Source organism: Streptomyces sp. NBC_01478, from assembly GCF_036227225.1.
In the GTDB taxonomy this organism is placed as follows: Bacteria; Actinomycetota; Actinomycetes; order Streptomycetales; family Streptomycetaceae; genus Streptomyces.
Window position 1 is genome coordinate 10,664,366 of the sequence record NZ_CP109444.1, and the last position, 18,057, is coordinate 10,682,422.

An 18,057-nucleotide genomic window follows, 5' to 3' on the forward strand; every position below is an offset into this window, starting at 1 on the left:
CTAACACGCGTACCTCCCGGCCTCCAGAGGGGCTTCCTTAGGAACAGCCCCCTTCATGAGAGGGGGAGTTGATGTTGAACCAGTGATTCAGTGATCCAGTGATGGAGCGCGTCGGCGGCGATGAGTGACGTACGGCCCGGACGACTGAAGGTCTACCTCGGGGCAGCCCCCGGAGTCGGCAAGACCTACCGCATGCTCGACGAAGGACGGCGCCGCGCCGCCCGTGGGGCGGACGTGGTGGTGGGATTCGCCGAGTGCCACGGCCGCCCCGGTACGGAGGCGATGCTCGACGGCCTGGAGGTCGTCCCCCGCGCCCGCTGCTCCTACCGTGGCGGACACTTCCAGGAGATGGACCTGGCCGCGGTCCTCGCCCGCCGCCCGCAGGTCGCGATCGTCGACGAGTTCGCCCACAGCAACGTCCCGGGCGACGGCCGCAACGCCAAGCGCTGGCAGGACATCGAGACACTGCTCGACGCAGGCATAGACGTCGTCACCGCGCTGAACGTGCAGCACCTGGCCTCACTCAACGACGTGGTCGAGAAGATCACCGGGGTGCCGCAGCACGAGACGGTGCCCGACGAGGTCGTACGGCGTGCCCATCAGGTCGAGTTGGTCGACATGCCGCCCGAGGGGCTGCGGCGGCGCATGGCGCACGGCAACATCTACACGCCGGAGAAGATCGACGCGGCCCTCGCCAACTACTTCCGGCCCGGAAACCTCACCGCCCTGCGGCAGTTGGCGCTGCTGTGGGTCGCCGACCGGGTCGACGAGGCCCTGCACACCTATCGCGCCGAGCACGGCATCGGCGGGGTGTGGGAGACCCGGGAGCGCGTGGTCGTCGCGCTGACCGGCGGTCCCGAGGGCGACACGTTGATCCGGCGGGCCGCCCGTATCGCCGACCGGTCCGTTGGCGGTGATCTGCTCGCCGTGCACGTGGCCCGCAGCGACGGACTCGCCGCCGGGGTGTCGCACGCCTCGCTCGCCCGGCAGCGCAGGCTCGTCGAGGACCTGGGCGGCAGCTACCACTCGGTGGTCGGCGACGGAGTCGCCACCGCCCTGGTCGAGTTCGCCCGCACCGAGAACGCCACCCAACTCGTCCTCGGTACCAGCCGCCGGGGCCGTCTGGAACGGTTCCTGACCGGGCCCGGCACGGGTGAGACCGTGACGGAGCTGTCCGGTGACATCGACGTACACCGGGTCACGCACGAGCGGGCCGGGCGCGGCACGCTGCTGCCGTCCCGGCGCCGTACCCTCTCGACGGCACGGCTGATTGCCGGGCCCGTAGCGGGACTTGTGCTGCCGGTGCTGCTCACTGTCTGCCTCGCGCAGGTGCGCGGCACGGTCAACCTCACCAGCGAGGCCCTGCTGTTCCTGCTCGCCGTGGTCGGGGTCGCCTGCATAGGCGGCGTCACCTCGGCGGTCATCGCGTCGTTGACGGCGTCGCTGCTGCTCAACTACTGGTTCATCCCACCCATCGGCCAGTTCACCCTGGACGACCCCAACGCCCTGCTTGCACTGGGGGTGTTCACGGTGGTGGCGGCGACCGTGGCGGCCGTCGTGGACCGTTCCCTACGACTGTCCCGGCGCTCGGCGCGTGCCACCGCCGAGGCGGAGACGATGTCGTCCCTCGCGGGCAGCATCGTGCGCGGCGGCGCGACCATTCCGGCGCTGCTGGAGCGCACGCGGGAGACCTTCGGCATGGAGTCGGCGGAGCTCGTGGACGAGCCGCCCGACGCCAACGGCGTGACAACCGTGCCGGCCGGTCCCGGCGCGTATCTCGTCCTGTCCGGCCGCACTCTGTCGTCCTCCGAGCGGCGGGTGCTGGCGGCCTTCGCCGCGCACGTCGGCTCCGCCGTCGAACGGGCCCAACTCGCCGAAGCAGCCGCCGAGATCGAGCCGGTGAAGGCCGCCGACCGGATGCGTACGGCGCTGCTGCGGGCCGTAGGACACGACCTGCGCACGCCGCTCGCCGCGGGCTGGGCCGCGGTCACCTCGCTGCGCAGCCGGGACGTCGAGTTCTCCGCCGAGGACCGCGACGAACTCCTCGCCACCGCCGACGAGTCCATGGCCAAACTCAACCGGCTGGTGGAGAACCTCCTCGACCTCAGCCGCCTGGAGGCCGGCGTCCTCACCCTGAACCTCCGCGCCACCACGCTTGAGGAGGTGCTCCCCATGGCGCTCGCGGACACGACCGGCGTCGAGGTGGCGGACACACAGGAGATTCCGGCGGTGCGGGCCGATCCACCGCTGCTGGAGCGCGTGATCGCCAACCTGGTCGCGAACGCCGCCCGCCACACGCCTCCGGGACAGAAGGCGCTGGTGACCGCCAGTGCACTGGCCGGCCGGGTCGAATTGCGTGTCGTGGACCGGGGTCCCGGTCTGCCTGCCGACAGCCGGGAGCGGCTCTTCGAGCCGTTCCAGCGGCTCGGCGACACGGACAACACCACCGGACTCGGCCTCGGACTGGCCCTCGCCCGCGGCCTGACCGAGGCGATGAACGGCACCCTCACTCCCGAGGACACTCCCGGCGGCGGTCTGACGATGGTCGTGTCCCTGCCCTTCGCCGAACAGACCGAGCAGACCGGACGGACCGAATCGTCGGAGTACCCGCACCCCCGGGGTGCGCAGAGCATAGGAGGTGTCTGATGAGCACCGAGACCGGCACATGGTGGCTGTTGCACCGCACGCAGGGAGCGCGCGTCGCGTCGACGGGTGCCTGGCCGCTGCGGGACCGGCTCGCCCTGGCGGTGGGCCTGGCCGCCCCGTTCCTGGTGGCCCTCGCGCTCGTTCCGTTCCGCACGGACCTGTCCCACACCAACGCCGCCCTCATCCTCGTCGTGGTGGTCGTCGCGGTCGCCGCGCTGGGCAGCCGTACGGTGGGCGCGCTCGCGGCGCTGTCCGCGGCAGCGTGGTTCGACTTCTTCCTCACCCGGCCGTACGAGACGTTCGACATCACCGCGTCCGCCGACGTCGAGACGGCGGTGCTCCTGCTGCTCGTCGGCGTCATCGTGTCCCAACTGGCCGCCCGGGCCCGCCGGTTAGAGGTCATCACGGTGACCGACGCGGATCACCTGTCCCGGATCCACCGCACGGCCGCCCTCGCCCAGTCGGCCAACTCCGCGGACACCGTGGTTGACCACGTCCGCCAGGAGCTGACCGACCTGCTCGGTCTGCGTGCGTGCCGCTTCGAGTACGGCACCCTCATCGGCCGCCCGCCCCGGCTACTGAAGGACGGCAGCGTGACGGGGGCGAGCGCCTGGCCGCAGGACGAGATCGAGCTGCGGACCTACGGCAACGGTCACTACCTCGGCCGCTTCATGCTGACCCGTGGCCCGGGCCCCGTACCCCCGCTCCAGGCACGCCTGGTGGCGGTCACCCTGGCCGACCAGACGGGTGCGGCGCTGGACACGGCGGGGCCGGTGCGGGAGGGCTGACAGTGGTGGCTACTCCAGGCCGGAGACCCTGAACACGGACTCGGCGGTCTCGCGGTCGACGCGCTCCGAGACACGGCGCAGCGCGGTCGCGCCGCACACCAGCGTGCCGCCCGCCGCCGACTTCCGTGCGTCCTCGTCGAGGCGGTGCCATAGCTGGGGATTGGCCACGAGGACGTCCGGGTCGATCTCGACGCGTCCACCGAACGCGTCCCGCAGCAGGAGCCGTTGCGAGATCCCGTCCAGGCAGCGGACGGACACCAGCAGATCCGTACGGACCCTGTGCTCCCGCAGCATCCGACGCGAGGACAGCCAGCCCTCGCCGGCGGACACCCGGGCGGGACACAACGCGACGAACAGCAGCCCTGCCAGGCCCAGCCACAGCGCGGCACGCAACGGATCGAGCCGACCGGTACCCCAGTCGAGCAGGAGGAGCAGGACGAGCAGCACGCCCGCGCAGCGGACGGAACTCCACAACTCCTGCGTCCACTGCAGGCCATTGCTCACCTCACCGGGTTTCTCTCCGTCTGCGTCGACCGGTTGGTGTCGCGCGTCGTCGCGGCGTCCCATACCGGTGACGGTAGAGATCCGGAGAACCCGATCGGCACACTTTGATGAGCCTCTGACGGATATCCGCTACTTCTTGACGCCCTGACCGCGGTACATGGGAGTCCCAGCGGCGGAACGGCAGTTGCGCAGGTCACACGGCCGTCAAGGTCCCGTCAAGGTCTGGCCCCTCGGCGCGAAGATGCCGCAAGGAGCGGTCGGAAGCGACGGGATTCGGACAGAACCTGGAGTGCACCGCGCACTCTTCAGCCCCTGTGCGTGGCCCTGGAAGAAGGAGCACGCGCCCATGTCCGTCCTGACGACCGAGCCGGACGCCGTCCCCGCCGGTGAGGAACCACCGGATACCGGCGAACGCCATCGCCTGACCACGTTCACCGGCCTCGCCGCGCTGTCACTGGACGCCATGGCGTCGGTGGCCTACGGCCCCGAGGCGATCGTCCTCGTCCTGGCCGCCGCGGGTGGGCACGGCCTCGGCTTCACGCTCCCGGTGACGCTGGCCATCGCGGGCCTGCTGGCGGTGCTGGTCGCCTCGTACCGGCAAGTGATTGCCGCGTTCCCCGACGGCGGCGGGTCGTACGCCGTCGCGAAGACGCACCTGGGCGCCCGTACGAGCCTGGTCGCGGCAGCCTCTCTGGTGCTGGACTACGTCCTCAACGTGGCTGTCGCCGTCACGGCCGGCGTAGCCGCCCTGACCTCCGCCTTCCCGTCCCTCTACGACGACCGGCTGTGGCTCTGCCTGGCGGTCCTCGCCCTGATCACGGGCGTGAATCTGCGGGGCATCGTGGAGTCGGCGAGGGCGTTCATCGTGCCGACGGTCGTCTTCGTCGGCTCCATCTTCGTCCTCATAGCGGTGGGCTTGTTCCGGTCCGAGCCGGTGAGCACCGCCACCGCGGCGGGACACGCCTCGGCGCTCGCGGACAACGCCTCCACGGTGGGCGCACTGCTGTTGCTGAAAGCTTTCGCCTCCGGTTGCGCCGCACTGACCGGAGTGGAGGCCATCGCCAACGCCGTCCCGTCCTTCCGCCGCCCGCGCGTCAAGCGTGCGCAGCGCGCGGAGGTAGCCCTCGGGGCGGTGCTCGGCGTGATGCTGATCGGTCTGTCGGTGCTGATCTCCCGCTTCCACCTCCAGCCGGTCCAGGGAGTCACCGTCCTCGCCCAGCTCGCGGACGCGTCCCTCGGCCACAACTGGGCTTTCTACGTCATCCAGTTCGCCACGATGATCCTGCTGGCGCTCTCCGCCAACACGTCCTTCGGCGGCCTGCCGGTGCTGCTGAAGCTGCTGGCCCGGGACAACTACGCGCCGCACGTGTTCGCGCTGAAGGCCGACCGCCAGGTGCACCGGCACGGAGTGCTCGCCCTCGCCGTGGTCTCGGCCGCGTTGCTGGTGTTCTCCGGTGGTGACACCAACACCCTGGTGCCGCTGTTCGCCATCGGTGTCTTCGTCGGCTTCACCATCGCCCAGGTGGGCATGGTCAGACACTGGCGGTTGGAGCGCGGACCCGGCTGGAGGGGCAAGGCGCTGCTCAACGGGTTCGGCGCCGTCCTCACCGGCATCGCGACCGTCGTCGTCACGGCGTCGAAGTTCGAGGAGGGCGCCTGGCTGATCGTGATCGCCCTGCCCCTGCTGGTGCTCGCCTTCGAGACCGTCCACCGCGCTTACCGACGGATCGGTGAACGACTCGGCCTCGGCCGCATCCCCGAACACCCGCACCGAGACCGCTCGGTGGTGATCGTGCCGGTCTCCTCCCTCTCCCGGCTCACCTCCGAGGCCCTGACCGCGGCCGCCTCCCTCGGCGACGAGGTCCGTGCGGTCACCGTCTGCTATCCCGACCCGGAGGACCGGGCCCAGATGCATGCCCTGGAGCGCGCGTGGGCGGAGTGGGACCCGGGCATCCCGCTGGTCCGGCTGACGTGCGAGCGCCGCAGCCTGGGCCGTCCCATCGCCGCCTACGTCCGCGAGGTCACCGCGGCCGAGCCGGACACCCGGGTCACCGTTCTCATCCCGGAGACCGAGCCGGAGCGGCTGTGGCAGCGGCTGCTGCAGAACCAGCGGGGAGCCGTCGTCGCGCACGCGGTGCGCCAGGAGACCGACGCCGTGATCTGCCGGCTGCGCTTCCGGCTGTTCTGACGCCGCCTGACGCGCGTTACGGCGGCTCCTTGCCACAGGTCGGCGCAGATGCCGTAAGAGTTCCGTCAAAGGTGTACGACACGCCGTAAGGGACCCGTCAACGGCGCTCGAATCCGGCCAGAGACGGGGTTTCCTCTATTCGTCCGATCCGCTCGCGGACGATTCGCCTGCGGATTCCAGAACCTCCTCTAGGAGCTCGCGATGGCCGATCTGGCCTTCGTCGTCACCACGATCGCGGTGTTCGCGCTGGTGGCCCTCGTCGCCAAGGGGGTGACGAAGCTGTGACCGCCGAGAACATCGTCGGCCTCGTCGTGGCCGTCGCCCTGCTGGGCTATCTCGTCCTCGCCCTGATCTTCCCGGAGAGGTTCTGAGACAAGACATGGGTCCCGTACTTGCCGGCGTCCTCCAGTTGCTCGCCCTGATAGGAGCACTGGCACTCGCCTACGTCCCCCTTGGCAACTACATGGCCAAGGTCTACTCCTCCGACAAGCACTGGCGTGTCGAGAAGTGGATCTACAAGGGCATCGGTGCCAACCCCGACACCGAGATGCGCTGGCTCGCGTATCTGCGCGGCGTGCTGGCCTTCTCCGCGGTAGGCGTTCTCTTCCTCTACCTGCTCCAGCGGATTCAGGGCGTGCTGCCCGGTTCGCTCGGCTTCTCCGCGATCTCGCCGGCGCAGGCGTTCAACACGGCTGCTTCCTTCGTCACCAACACCAACTGGCAGTCGTACTACGGCGAGCAGGCCATGGGCCACGTCGTACAGACCGCCGGTCTGGCCGTGCAGAACTTCGTCTCCGCCGCTGTCGGCATCGCCGTCGCGGTGGCTCTCGTGCGCGGCTTCGCGCGCTCGCGTACCGGTGAACTCGGCAACTTCTGGGCCGACTTGGTGCGCGGCGTCATTCGCATCCTGATCCCCGGTTCGATCATCGCCGCGCTCGTGCTGGTCGCCTGCGGTGCGATCCAGAACTTCTCCGGCATTCACGAGGTCGGTCAGTTCATGGGCGGCCACCAGCAGTGGAACGGCGGCGCGGTCGCTTCCCAGGAGGCGATCAAGGAGTTCGGTACCAACGGTGGCGGTTACTTCAACGCCAACTCCGCCCACCCCTTCGAGAACCCGACCCCGTTCACGAACCTCTTCGAGATCTTCCTGCTGCTGGTCATCCCGTTCTCGCTGACCCGCACGTTCGGTGTGATGGTCGGGAGCGTGAAGCAGGGGTACGCGATTCTCGCCACCATGGCCACCATCTGGGTCGGCTTCGTCGCCCTGATGATGTGGACCGAGTTCGCCCACCACGGCGCGGCGCTCCAGGCCGCCGGTGGTGCGATGGAGGGCAAGGAGTCCCGGATCGGTGTCGGCGCCTCCTCGATCTTCGCGGTGTCGACGACGCTGACCTCGACGGGCGCGGTGGACTCCTTCCACTCCTCGTTCACCGGGCTCGGCGGCGGAATCACCATCCTGGGCATGCAGTTGGGCGAGATCGCACCCGGTGGTACCGGCTCCGGTCTCTACGGAATGCTGATCATGGCGGTCATCGCGGTGTTCATCGCCGGGCTCATGGTCGGCCGTACGCCCGAGTACCTGGGCAAGAAGATCGGCACCCGCGAGATGAAGCTCGCGGCCTGCTACATCCTGATCACCCCGGCCCTGGTACTGATCTTCGCCGCCGCCTCCATGGCGCTGCCGACCCCGCCGCACTCCATGCTGAACTCCGGCGCGCACGGCTTCTCCGAAGTGCTGTACGCCTTCACCTCCGCCGCCAACAACAACGGCTCCGCCTTCGCAGGCCTGAACGCGAACACCGACTGGTACAACACCATGACCGGACTCGCGATGGTCCTCGGCCGCTTCCTGCCGATGGTGTTCGTGCTGGCGCTGGCCGGTTCGCTCGCCGAGCAGAAGCCGGTCCCGGCGACGGCGGGCACCCTGCGCACCGAAAAGCCGCTGTTCACGGGTCTGCTGGTGGGCGCGATTCTGATCATCACCGGTCTGACGTACTTCCCGGCGCTGGCGCTGGGGCCGCTGGCCGAGGGGCTGGCGTCATGACCACCCGCATAGACGACCAAGAAAACCAAGAGGACTCGATGTCCACTGCCACTCCGACCCGGGCGCCGCACAGCGATGTGCCGACCGGTCACAAGGACGAAGGCAAGGTCGGCGCGGGTCTGTTCGACCCGAAGCAGCTGATCAAGTCCCTGCCGGACGCTCTTCGCAAGCTCGACCCGCGGGTGATGGTCAAGTCCCCCGTGATGTTCGTGGTCCTCGTCGGCTCGGTGCTGACGACGATCTTCTCCTTCAAGGACCCGGGCGACTGGTTCGGCTGGGCGATCAGCGTCTGGCTGTGGCTGACCGTCATCTTCGCCAACCTGGCGGAGGCCGTCGCCGAGGGCCGCGGCAAGGCGCAGGCCGACACCCTGCGCAAGGCCAAGACCGACACGGTCGCGCGGCGTCTGGGCAAGGACGGCAAGACCGAGGAGCAGGTGCCCGGCACCGAGCTCACGATCGGCGACCTGGTCGTGTGCGAGGCGGGCGACATCATCCCCGGCGACGGTGACGTCGTAGAGGGCGTTGCGAGTGTCGACGAGTCGGCGATCACCGGCGAATCGGCGCCCGTCATCCGTGAGTCCGGCGGCGACCGCTCGGCCGTCACCGGCGGTACGAAGGTTCTCTCCGACCGCATCGTCATCAAGATCACGACGAAGCCCGGCGAGACCTTCATCGACCGGATGATCGCCCTGGTCGAGGGCGCCGCCCGGCAGAAGACGCCCAACGAGATCGCGCTGAACATCCTGTTGGCCTCGCTGACGATCGTCTTCCTCCTCGCGGTGGCGACCCTGCCGCCGTTCGCGGACTACGCGGGCACGCACCTCACGATGGTCGTGCTGGTGGCCCTGCTGGTCTGTCTGATCCCGACGACGATCGGCGCGCTCCTGTCCGCGATCGGTATCGCGGGTATGGACCGACTGGTGCAGCGCAACGTTCTGGCGATGTCGGGCCGTGCGGTCGAGGCCGCAGGTGACGTGTCGACGCTGCTGCTGGACAAGACCGGCACCATCACCCTCGGCAACCGCCAGGCGTCGGAGTTCGTGCCGGTGTCCGGCACCACCGAGGCCGAGTTGGCGGATGCCGCCCAGCTTTCCTCGCTGGCCGACGAGACGCCCGAGGGCCGTTCCATCGTCGTCCTGGCGAAGGAGAAGTACGGCCTGCGCGAGCGCCACCAGGGCGAGCTGGCAAATGCCGAGTGGATCGCCTTCACCGCCCAGACCCGCATGTCGGGTGTCGACGTGGACGGGCGCAAGACCCGTAAGGGCGCGGCCGGTTCGGTCATCACCTGGGTCAAGGAGCAGGGCGGTACCGTCTCCGAGGACGCCGACACCCTCGCCAACCGCATCTCGGAAGCCGGTGGCACCCCGCTGCTCGTGGCTGTCGAGGACGACAACGGTGCCCGGATCCTGGGCGTCATCCATCTCAAGGACGTCGTCAAGGAAGGTATGCGCGAGCGGTTCGACGAGCTGCGCCGCATGGGCATCAAGACCATCATGATCACGGGCGACAACCCGCTGACCGCCAAGGCGATCGCGGAAGAAGCGGGCGTCGACGACTTTCTCGCGGAGGCCACTCCCGAGGACAAGATGGCCCTGATCAAGCGGGAGCAGGCCGGCGGCAAGCTGGTCGCGATGACCGGCGACGGCACGAACGACGCCCCGGCCCTCGCGCAGGCGGACGTCGGCGTGGCGATGAACACGGGTACGTCGGCCGCGAAGGAGGCCGGCAACATGGTCGACCTCGACTCGAACCCGACCAAGCTCATCGAGATCGTCGAGATCGGCAAGCAACTCCTCATCACCCGGGGCGCGTTGACGACGTTCTCCATCGCCAACGACGTCGCGAAGTACTTCGCGATCATCCCGGCGCTGTTCGCGGCCGTCTACCCGGGCCTGGACAAGCTCAACATCATGCACCTGGCCTCGCCCGACTCCGCGATCCTGTCGGCCGTCATCTTCAACGCGCTCGTCATCATCGCGCTGGTGCCGCTCTCCCTTCGAGGTGTGCAGTACAAGCCGGTGAGCGCGGACAAGATGCTGCGGCGCAACCTCACGATCTATGGCCTCGGCGGCCTGATCGCGCCCTTCATCGGCATCAAGATCATTGACCTGCTCATCTCCCTCATCCCCGGAATCGGCTGATCGGCATGAACAACTCGGTTACGAACACCGCCCGGTTGCTCTGGGCCGGTCTGCGGGCCCTCCTGGTACTCACCGTGGTGACGGGCGTCATCTACCCGCTCGCCGTCACGGGGATTGCCCAGGCGCTGTTCAACAACAAGGCGAACGGCTCGGAGATCAAGGCGGACGGCAAGGTCGTCGGCTCCTCCCTCATCGGGCAGTCGTACAACCTGCCGTTGAAGAAGGGCCAGGAGACCCCGGACCCGGATCTGAAGTGGTTCCAGGGCCGCCCGCAGAACGGACTCGGCACCAACAGCATCAACACGCAGTACTCGTTGATCCTGTCCGGCGCCACCAACCTCTCCGCCGACAGCAAGGTACTCCTCCAGCAGGTGAAGGACGCCAAGGCCGCCGTCATCAAGGACAACTCGGTGCCCGGCTACACGGTCAAGGCGTCCCAGGTGCCCGCCGACGCGGTCACCTCCTCCGGCTCCGGACTCGACCCGGACATCTCCCCGGCGTACGCGGACCTCCAGGCCCACCGCATCGCCGAGAAGAACGGGCTGTCCGTCGCCCAGGTGCAGAAGCTGGTCGACGACCACACCGACGGCCGCACCCTCGGCTTCATCGGCGAGCCCACGGTGAACGTCCTGGAACTCAACATCGCGCTCAAGTCCCTTGTGACGAAGAGCTGATGGCGTTACGCGACGATCCGCGTGGGAGTCGGCGGCCGGGGAGACGTCCCGGATCCGCCGACTCCCGTCGCATTGAGGCCGGTTGTGCTGTTCCCGGACTTCGCGACTGCCCGTACGACACGAAAGGCGTACACCCATGACCAGGGTGTTGGTGGTGGAGGACGACCCGCAGCTCGTACGGGCCCTCGTAATCAACATGCAGGCACGCCATTACGGCGTCGACGCGGCGCCCGACGGCGCCACCGCGCTCCGGCTCGCGGCGGCGCGACAGCCCGACGTGGTGATGCTCGACCTCGGACTGCCCGACATGGACGGCGTCGACGTCATCAAGGCGCTGCGCGGCTGGACCCGGGTCCCGATCCTGGTCTTGTCGGCCCGGCAGGCGTCGGATGAGAAGGTCGCCGCGCTCGACGCGGGCGCGGACGACTACATCACGAAGCCGTTCAGCATGGACGAGCTTCTGGCCCGCCTGCGAGCCGCTGTCCGCCGTAGGGAGGACACGCCGCTCGTTCCGGAGTCGACCGTGGTGGAGACCGACGAGTTCACCGTCGATCTGCGTGCCAAGAAGGCGACGCGGGGCGGACATGACATCCGGCTGACCCCGACCGAATGGCACCTGCTGGAGATCCTGATCACCAACCCCGGCCGCCTGATCACCCAGAAGCACCTGCTCCAAGAGGTCTGGGGGGTGTCCCAGAGCAACAAGACCAACTACCTGCGGGTCTACATGGCCCAGTTGCGCCGCAAACTGGAGACGGACCCCGCCCACCCCCGCTATCTGATCACCGAGCCCGGCATGGGCTACCGCTTCGAAGGATGAACATGGGACGCGGCAAGCTCCGGATCTACCTCGGCGCGGCACCGGGCGTCGGCAAGACGTACGCGATGCTCTCCGAGGCACACCGGCGCGTGGAACGCGGCACCGACTGCGTGATCGCCTTCGTGGAACACCACGGCCGGCCGCGCACCGAGGTGATGCTGCACGGCCTGGAGGAGATCCCGCGCCGCGAACTGGAGTACCGGGGCACGACGTTCACCGAGATGGACATCGACGCCGTCCTGGCCCGGAACCCCCAGGTGGCGATGGTCGACGAGCTGCCCCACACCAACGTCCCCGGCTCCCGCAACACCAAGCGCTGGCAGGACGTCGAGGAACTCCTCGCGGCCGGAATCGACGTCGTCTCGACCGTCAACATCCAGCATCTTGAGTCGCTCGGCGACGTCGTCGAGTCCATCACCGGCGTACGGCAGCAGGAGACCGTGCCCGACGAAGTCGTACGCCGGGCCGACCAGATCGAGCTCGTCGACATGTCGCCGCAGGCGCTCCGCCGCCGGATGGCGCACGGCAACATCTACAAGCCGGACAAGGTCGACGCGGCCCTCTCGAACTACTTCCGGCCCGGAAACCTCACCGCCCTGCGGGAGTTGGCGCTGCTGTGGGTGGCCGACCGGGTCGACGCCTATCTGACCGAGTACCGCAGTGAGCATCAGGTGTCGACGATCTGGGGCTCGCGGGAGCGGATCGTGGTGGGCCTGACTGGCGGGCCGGAGGGCCGGACACTGATCCGCCGGGCCGCGCGCCTCGCCGAAAAGGGCGCCGGCGGCGAGGTGTTGGCTGTCTACATCTCGCGCAGTGACGGCCTGACCTCCGCCTCGCCCAAGGAACTGGCCGTCCAGCGAACACTGGTGGAGGATCTGGGCGGCACGTTCCATCAGGTCGTCGGCGACGACGTCTCGGCCGCGCTGCTGGACTTCTCCCGCGGGGTGAACGCCACCCAGATCGTGATGGGTGTCTCCCGGCGCAGGAGCTGGCAGTACGTGTTCGGGCCCGGCGTCGGCTCGACGGTCGCCCGTGAGTCCGGACCCGATCTCGACGTCCACCTCATCACGCACGACGAGGTGGGCAAGGGACGCGGACTGCCCGTGAACCGGGGCGCGCGGCTCGGCCGGCCCAGGCTCATCTGGGGCTGGCTCGTGGGCGTGCTGGGCCCCGTCCTGCTCACCCTTCTGCTGACCAGCGCCACCCCGGCTGTCGGCCTCGCCAACGACATGCTGCTCTTCCTCACCCTGACCGTCGCGGCGGCTCTGCTCGGCGGACTCCTCCCCGCGCTGGCCTCGGCGGCGGTGGGATCGCTGCTGCTGAACTGGTACTTCACCCCGCCCGTCCACACGTTCACCATCGCCGACCCCAAGAACATCGTCGCCATCGCGATCTTCGTCGGTGTGGCCGTCTCCGTGGCCTCGGTGGTGGACCTCGCCGCCAGGCGCACCGATCAGGCGGCCCGGCTGCGCGCCGAGTCCGAGATCCTGTCCTTCCTCGCGGGCAGCGTGCTGCGCGGCGAGACCAGCCTGGAGGCTCTGCTGGAGCGGGTGCGGGAGACCTTCGGCATGGAGTCGGTGGCGCTGCTGGAACGGGCCGGCGAGCTGGATCCGTGGACCTGCGCGGGCAGTGTCGGCCCCCGTCCCTGCCAGAACCCCGAGCACGCGGACGTCGATGTGCCGGTCGGCGACCACATGTCCCTGGCCTTGTCGGGGCGCGTACTGCCGGCCTCCGACCGCCGGGTGCTCGCCGCGTTCGCCGCCCAGGCCGTTGTCGTCCTGGACCGCCGGCGCCTACAGCAAGAGGCCGACCAGGCCAAGGAGTTGGCCGAGGGCAACCGCATCCGCACCGCGCTGCTGGCCGCCGTCAGCCACGACCTCCGTACCCCACTGGCCGGGATAAAGGCGGCCGTCACGTCTCTGCGCTCCGACGACGTCGACTGGTCGGAGGAGGACCGGGCGGAGCTCTTGGAAGCCATTGAGGCGGGCGCCGACCGCCTCGACCAACTGGTGGGCAACCTGCTCGACATGTCCCGCCTGCAGACCGGCACGGTGACCCCCATCATCCGCGAGACCGACCTCGACGAGGTCGTGCCGATGGCGCTGGTCGCGGTGCCGGAGGACAGCGTGGAACTGGACATCCCGGAGACGCTGCCCATGGTCCACGTGGATCGGGGGCTGCTGGAGCGGGCCGTCGCCAACATTGTGGAGAACGCGGTCAAGTACAGCCCGCCGGAGGAGAAGGTCCTCGTGTCGGCGAGCGCCATCGCGGACCGGGTCGAGGTGCGTGTGGTGGACCGCGGGCAGGGTGTCCCCGACGAGGCCAAGGACCGCATCTTCGAGCCCTTCCAACGCTATGGCGACTCTCCGCGCGGCGCCGGGGTCGGCCTCGGCCTGGCCGTGGCCCGCGGCTTCACGGAAGCCCTGGGCGGCACCCTGAGCGCGGAGGACACACCGGGCGGCGGACTCACGATGGTGCTCAGCCTGCCGACAGCACCGGAGCGCCGGCCGGAGCAGCCGGATCTGTCGGCCGCGGTCACGCCCTGAAGGGCGAGGCTCGACGGCCTCGGACAGCGGGTGGGACGGCCTCAGCGCCTGTGTTTGATGCTGGCATGACAGCTTGTTTGGTCGGTGTGCTTGCGAGAGCGTCATCCTTGTCGGACGTCGTGTGGAAGATGCTGCGATGCCGGAGCGGTTGTCGGCCTGCGCAGGAGTGCGCTTGGCAGTTGACGGATGACAGTCGTCGGTTCGTGGCGGAGAACTGGCGGCTCAGGTTGCTGCGTTCCTGTTTGAGTCATCTCGTGGCTTCGTAGGTGGACAACCGACTCCAGCTGTAGGCAGGTTCCGACTCCACCTGCCGGGTGGCACAAGACCTTGACGGTTTCCCTGACGTGCGCAGCCGCCGGCGTCCGCGCTGCGCGACCGCCGCGTCTGAGCAGCCTCACCCGAACGCCGGACAGTGAAACGCCTCGGACTGGCAGCGGCCGCCACGGAGTCGCGGTGGACGGCCGGCGCCGACGTCGCGCCCTGTGATCAGACCCAGTGGTGGTCTCTGGAAGTCGGTGACTGTGACGATCGGGTCCGGTCCGGGCCGGACGGGGATCTTGGTGTCCGGGGGCGGGGTGAGTCGTTCTTGCTGGTGGCGGTCGTCCGGACCGCCCTTCACCGAAGGATCTTCTGTTGATGACTCAGCCTGTCCGTGTCGTGTTCCGCTCTGCCTCGCGCGCCGCGCCCGCTGTCGGTGAAGGACTTCGGGTGGCGCTGTACCAGGGCCAGGGCTCGGTCGGCAGCCGGCAGGCGGTGGAGCAGAACCTGGAGCGTCTGGTCGGGGTGACCGCGCTGGCGGCGGACTACGGCTGTCAGGTGGTGGTCTTCCCGGAGAAGTACACCACCGGCTACGCGATCGGTCCCCAGCAGTGCCGCGAGCTGGCCGAGCACCGCGAGGGCCCCTCGGTCGAGCGTGCGCGGCTGGCGGCCAAGGAGAACGCCCTGGCCGTGGTCCTGCCCTACCCCGAACGCGACGGGGACGCGTTCTACGACTCGATCAGCATCATCGCTGCGGACGGGCTGGTGGCGGCGAACTACCGCAAGACCCATCTGTACGGGGCCGCCGAGCGGCGCAACTACTCCTTCGGCCAGGACCTGCCGCCCGTGGTCAGCCTGAACGGCATCGGGGTCGGCGTGCTCAACTGCTACGAGTGCGAGTTCCCGCCGCTGTACCAGTACCTCGCCGGGCGCGGGGCCCAGGTCGTGCTCGGGCCCACCGCCGCCGACGGGCACTTTCGCCTGGCCGACGGCACCATGAGCCAGGTGCCCTACCAGGACGCCACCCGCCACATCATCCCCGCCATGGCCGGCATCTGGCGCCTGTTCATCGCCTACGCCAACCGCCGCGGCTGGGAACAGGTCCCCGCAGGCTCCTGGCAGTACCAGGGCAACTCCGGCATCTGGGCCCCCGACGGCGAACCCCTGATCGCCGCCACCGCCGAAGACCGCCACCACGACTGCCTGCTCATCGCCGACTGCCTCCCCGCCACCGTCCCGCCCTTCAGCCCCGAAGGCCACCACCCCACCGACAACCGCCTCGCCCTCAACCCCACCCTGCAACCCGCCCGCTGAGATCACCCACCGCCGGCACCGCCAAACAGACGGCACCCGGCCGGCCGCTCCGGCCCTGCACAGCGTCACCAATGCCGGCCGGATACCACCCACTCGCTGGCCGCCGGCGGGAACATCCACCTGGCCACTGTCAATGCCCGGGCATTCCCGGGACCCCTCGCTCGCGTTCTCGTGAGCGCCCCGGACCGTTGGCTGGCCCCCAGCGGGATCAGCCCCCCTCCAACTGGAGTCAGAACTCGGTTCTGGCACAGATCTTGGGCTCTGTCGCTGATTTGGGGGTGGTGACGATCAAGAGGAGGTGGGCATCACCTGGGTGTGGGGGATGTGGTTCGCCTCGCCGACCTTCTTCTTCCGGGGGTTGGGGCGTCTGTCGAAGCAGTGGTTTTTGGGGACACCGAGGTCCGGCTTACTGTGCGGTCCACGGTGGGGTCGGCCGCCTGTCCGGGATGTGGATGGAGATCCTCGCGTGTGCACTGCTACTACCAGCGGTGTCTGGCAGACCGTCCCGTCGCCGGCCGTCAGGCGCGGCTCGATCTGCGGGCACGCCGTCTCGTGTGCGGTAACGGCAGCTGCGGGCGTCGGACGTTCGCCGAGCAGATACCGGACCTGACGCGTCGACATGCCCGCCGCACCAACGCGCTCACCACTCAACTCACCGACATCGCCTTGTTTCTGGGCGGACGTGCGGGAGCCAATCTGTGCGGTCGCCTGGCTGTGACCACCGGCAAGGACACACTGCTCCGCCTGCTGCGCGCACTGCCCGTCCCGGCGCCGGAATCTGTCCCGTGTCTGGGTGTCGACGAGTTCGCCGTGCGCCGCGGCCGGACCTACGCGACGATCCTCGTCGACATGAACACCCACCGTCCCGTCGACGTCCTCGCGGACCGCACCGCGCAAACCTTCGCGGCCTGGCTTCGAGAGCACCCTGAGGTCCAGATCGTCTGCCGCGACCGTGCCGGCTCCTTGCGCGACGGCGCCCACGCCGGTGCGCCACAGGCCCGGCAAGTGGCCGACGCCTGGCACCTGCTCCACAACCTCGCCGAAGCCGTCGAACGAATCGTTGGGCGACACCGCGCCAACCTGCGCGAACCCCTCACTGTCCGCGCCGACCAGGACGACACCTGCCCACCCGCGGACGTCCATCACACCGCCCTGGGTGAACTGGACGTGCACGGACGGCCTCGACCGCTGGTGGCCCGCACCCGCGAACGCCACCAGCAGATCCACGAACGCATCGAACGCGGCGACAGTCTGCGCGCCATCGCCCGTGAACTCCACCTCAGCCGCGGCACCGTCCTGCGCTTCGCCCGGGCCGCTGATGTCCAACAACTTCTTGGCGCGGCAACCGACCGCCCGAGCATGGTCGACGACTACCGGCTCTACCTGCATCACCGCTGGATGGAGGGATGCACCAACGCTGCCGCACTCACCCGGGAGATCCAACAGATCGGCTACCGCGGAGACGTCAACACCGTCCGCAGCCACCTGCGGCCCTACCGCACCGGAACGATCCCGGCGGATGCCCCGCTGCCCCATGTGACCGTCCGCCGGGTCACCGACTGGATCATGCGCCGGCCCGAGCAACTCACCGACACCGAACGCAAATGCCTCGACGAACTATGCGAACGCAGCCCCGCTTTGGCCACGACCACCCAATACGCCCGGCGCCTGGCCTCGATGGTGCGCGAACGCCGCAGCGAGCACCTGGCCCTCGACGTCTGGCTCGCCGACGTCCGCCTCGACGGACAACGAGAACTCCGTACCCTCGCCGCCGGCATACGCCGCGACCGCGCAGCCGTACTCGCCGCCCTGACCACTACCCACACTTCGGGAGCAGTCGAAGGCAACGTCACCAGAATCAAGCTGCTGAAGAGACAGATGTACGGCCGGGCCAACTTCGACCTCCTGCGACGCCGCATCCTCCTGTCACCTTGATCAACCGGCTGACACCCCCAAATCAGCGACAGAGCCAGATCTTGGGGAGCGGTCGCGGAGCGTCACCTTGGTTGTCCTTTGACAGCGAAGTCAGTCGCTCGGGTCGCGCTGCCCTGCATCGACTGGATTGGATGGCGAACGATCACATGGGGGTTGCTGGTGTTCCTGAGGGACGTGTCAGGAGCCGCAGACCGCAGCC

12 protein-coding genes are annotated in these 18,057 nt (G+C 69.0%); 11 read left to right on the forward strand and 1 reads right to left on the reverse strand.

The genetic code is table 11. The features are described from left to right. The first annotated feature begins 120 nt into the window (after positions 1 to 120). The gene (locus OG223_RS47330) at positions 121 to 2,646 is read left to right on the forward strand and encodes an ATP-binding protein (RefSeq protein ID WP_329263266.1); all 2,526 of its coding nucleotides are present in this window, start codon (positions 121 to 123) and stop codon (positions 2,644 to 2,646) included. Continuing rightward, positions 2,646 to 3,434: a DUF4118 domain-containing protein gene (locus tag OG223_RS47335; RefSeq protein WP_329263268.1), complete on the forward strand. Its 789-nt coding sequence runs from the start codon at positions 2,646 to 2,648 to the stop codon at positions 3,432 to 3,434. The genes OG223_RS47330 and OG223_RS47335 overlap by 1 nt, the downstream gene beginning before the upstream one ends. Before the next feature lie 9 nt (positions 3,435 to 3,443). Here OG223_RS47335 and OG223_RS47340 read toward each other — a convergent pair whose 3' ends face one another. Continuing rightward, on the reverse strand, positions 3,444 to 4,001 hold the full coding sequence (locus OG223_RS47340; RefSeq protein WP_443073807.1) for a hypothetical protein: 558 nt from the start codon (positions 3,999 to 4,001) through the stop codon (positions 3,444 to 3,446). 283 nt (positions 4,002 to 4,284) lie between these two features. On the opposite strand from OG223_RS47340, the gene OG223_RS47345 reads away from it, so the two are divergent. The 9 genes from OG223_RS47345 (at position 4,285) to OG223_RS47385 (ending at position 17,858) form a co-directional block, all read left to right on the forward strand. Then, positions 4,285 to 6,126, forward strand: a complete 1,842-nt coding sequence (locus tag OG223_RS47345) for an APC family permease (protein WP_329263272.1) — start codon at positions 4,285 to 4,287, stop codon at positions 6,124 to 6,126. A gap of 281 nt (positions 6,127 to 6,407) precedes the next feature. Continuing rightward, positions 6,408 to 6,497, forward strand: a complete 90-nt coding sequence (gene kdpF / locus OG223_RS47350; RefSeq protein ID WP_016434100.1) for a K(+)-transporting ATPase subunit F — start codon at positions 6,408 to 6,410, stop codon at positions 6,495 to 6,497. Between the two features lie 8 nt (positions 6,498 to 6,505). Next, complete coding sequence (gene kdpA, locus OG223_RS47355) at positions 6,506 to 8,170, forward strand: potassium-transporting ATPase subunit KdpA (RefSeq protein WP_329263274.1); 1,665 nt, start codon at positions 6,506 to 6,508, stop codon at positions 8,168 to 8,170. Further along, positions 8,167 to 10,311: a potassium-transporting ATPase subunit KdpB gene (kdpB, locus tag OG223_RS47360; protein WP_329263276.1), complete on the forward strand. Its 2,145-nt coding sequence runs from the start codon at positions 8,167 to 8,169 to the stop codon at positions 10,309 to 10,311. Before kdpA ends, kdpB begins: the two co-directional genes overlap by 4 nt. Before the next feature lie 5 nt (positions 10,312 to 10,316). Continuing rightward, a complete protein-coding gene (locus OG223_RS47365) occupies positions 10,317 to 10,985 on the forward strand; it encodes a potassium-transporting ATPase subunit C (protein ID WP_329263278.1) in 669 nt (222 codons plus the stop codon). Positions 10,986 to 11,121: 136 nt separating this feature from the next. Next, a complete protein-coding gene (locus OG223_RS47370) occupies positions 11,122 to 11,805 on the forward strand; it encodes a response regulator (protein ID WP_329263280.1) in 684 nt (227 codons plus the stop codon). A gap of 2 nt (positions 11,806 to 11,807) precedes the next feature. Beyond that, positions 11,808 to 14,351, forward strand: coding sequence for a sensor histidine kinase (locus tag OG223_RS47375; RefSeq protein WP_329263282.1), 2,544 nt, complete (start codon positions 11,808 to 11,810; stop codon positions 14,349 to 14,351). Positions 14,352 to 14,987: 636 nt separating this feature from the next. Beyond that, positions 14,988 to 15,923, forward strand: coding sequence for a nitrilase-related carbon-nitrogen hydrolase (locus OG223_RS47380; protein WP_329263284.1), 936 nt, complete (start codon positions 14,988 to 14,990; stop codon positions 15,921 to 15,923). A 411-nt stretch (positions 15,924 to 16,334) separates the two neighbouring features. Continuing rightward, the gene (locus tag OG223_RS47385) at positions 16,335 to 17,858 is read left to right on the forward strand and encodes an ISL3 family transposase (RefSeq protein WP_329263286.1); all 1,524 of its coding nucleotides are present in this window, start codon (positions 16,335 to 16,337) and stop codon (positions 17,856 to 17,858) included. The last annotated feature ends 199 nt before the right edge of the window (positions 17,859 to 18,057 follow it).

Bases quoted from the DNA above. Each gene is read 5' to 3' on its own strand.
- OG223_RS47330 (WP_329263266.1), top strand. From the start codon at position 121: ATGAGTGACGTACGGCCCGGACGACTGAAGGTCTACCTCGGGGCAGCC.
- OG223_RS47335 (WP_329263268.1), top strand. From the start codon at position 2,646: ATGAGCACCGAGACCGGCACATGGTGGCTGTTGCACCGCACGCAGGGA.
- OG223_RS47340 (WP_443073807.1), bottom strand. From the start codon at position 4,001: ATGGGACGCCGCGACGACGCGCGACACCAACCGGTCGACGCAGACGGA.
- OG223_RS47345 (WP_329263272.1), top strand. From the start codon at position 4,285: ATGTCCGTCCTGACGACCGAGCCGGACGCCGTCCCCGCCGGTGAGGAA.
- kdpA (WP_329263274.1), top strand. From the start codon at position 6,506: ATGGGTCCCGTACTTGCCGGCGTCCTCCAGTTGCTCGCCCTGATAGGA.
- kdpB (WP_329263276.1), top strand. From the start codon at position 8,167: ATGACCACCCGCATAGACGACCAAGAAAACCAAGAGGACTCGATGTCC.
- OG223_RS47365 (WP_329263278.1), top strand. From the start codon at position 10,317: ATGAACAACTCGGTTACGAACACCGCCCGGTTGCTCTGGGCCGGTCTG.
- OG223_RS47370 (WP_329263280.1), top strand. From the start codon at position 11,122: ATGACCAGGGTGTTGGTGGTGGAGGACGACCCGCAGCTCGTACGGGCC.
- OG223_RS47375 (WP_329263282.1), top strand. From the start codon at position 11,808: ATGGGACGCGGCAAGCTCCGGATCTACCTCGGCGCGGCACCGGGCGTC.
- OG223_RS47380 (WP_329263284.1), top strand. From the start codon at position 14,988: ATGACTCAGCCTGTCCGTGTCGTGTTCCGCTCTGCCTCGCGCGCCGCG.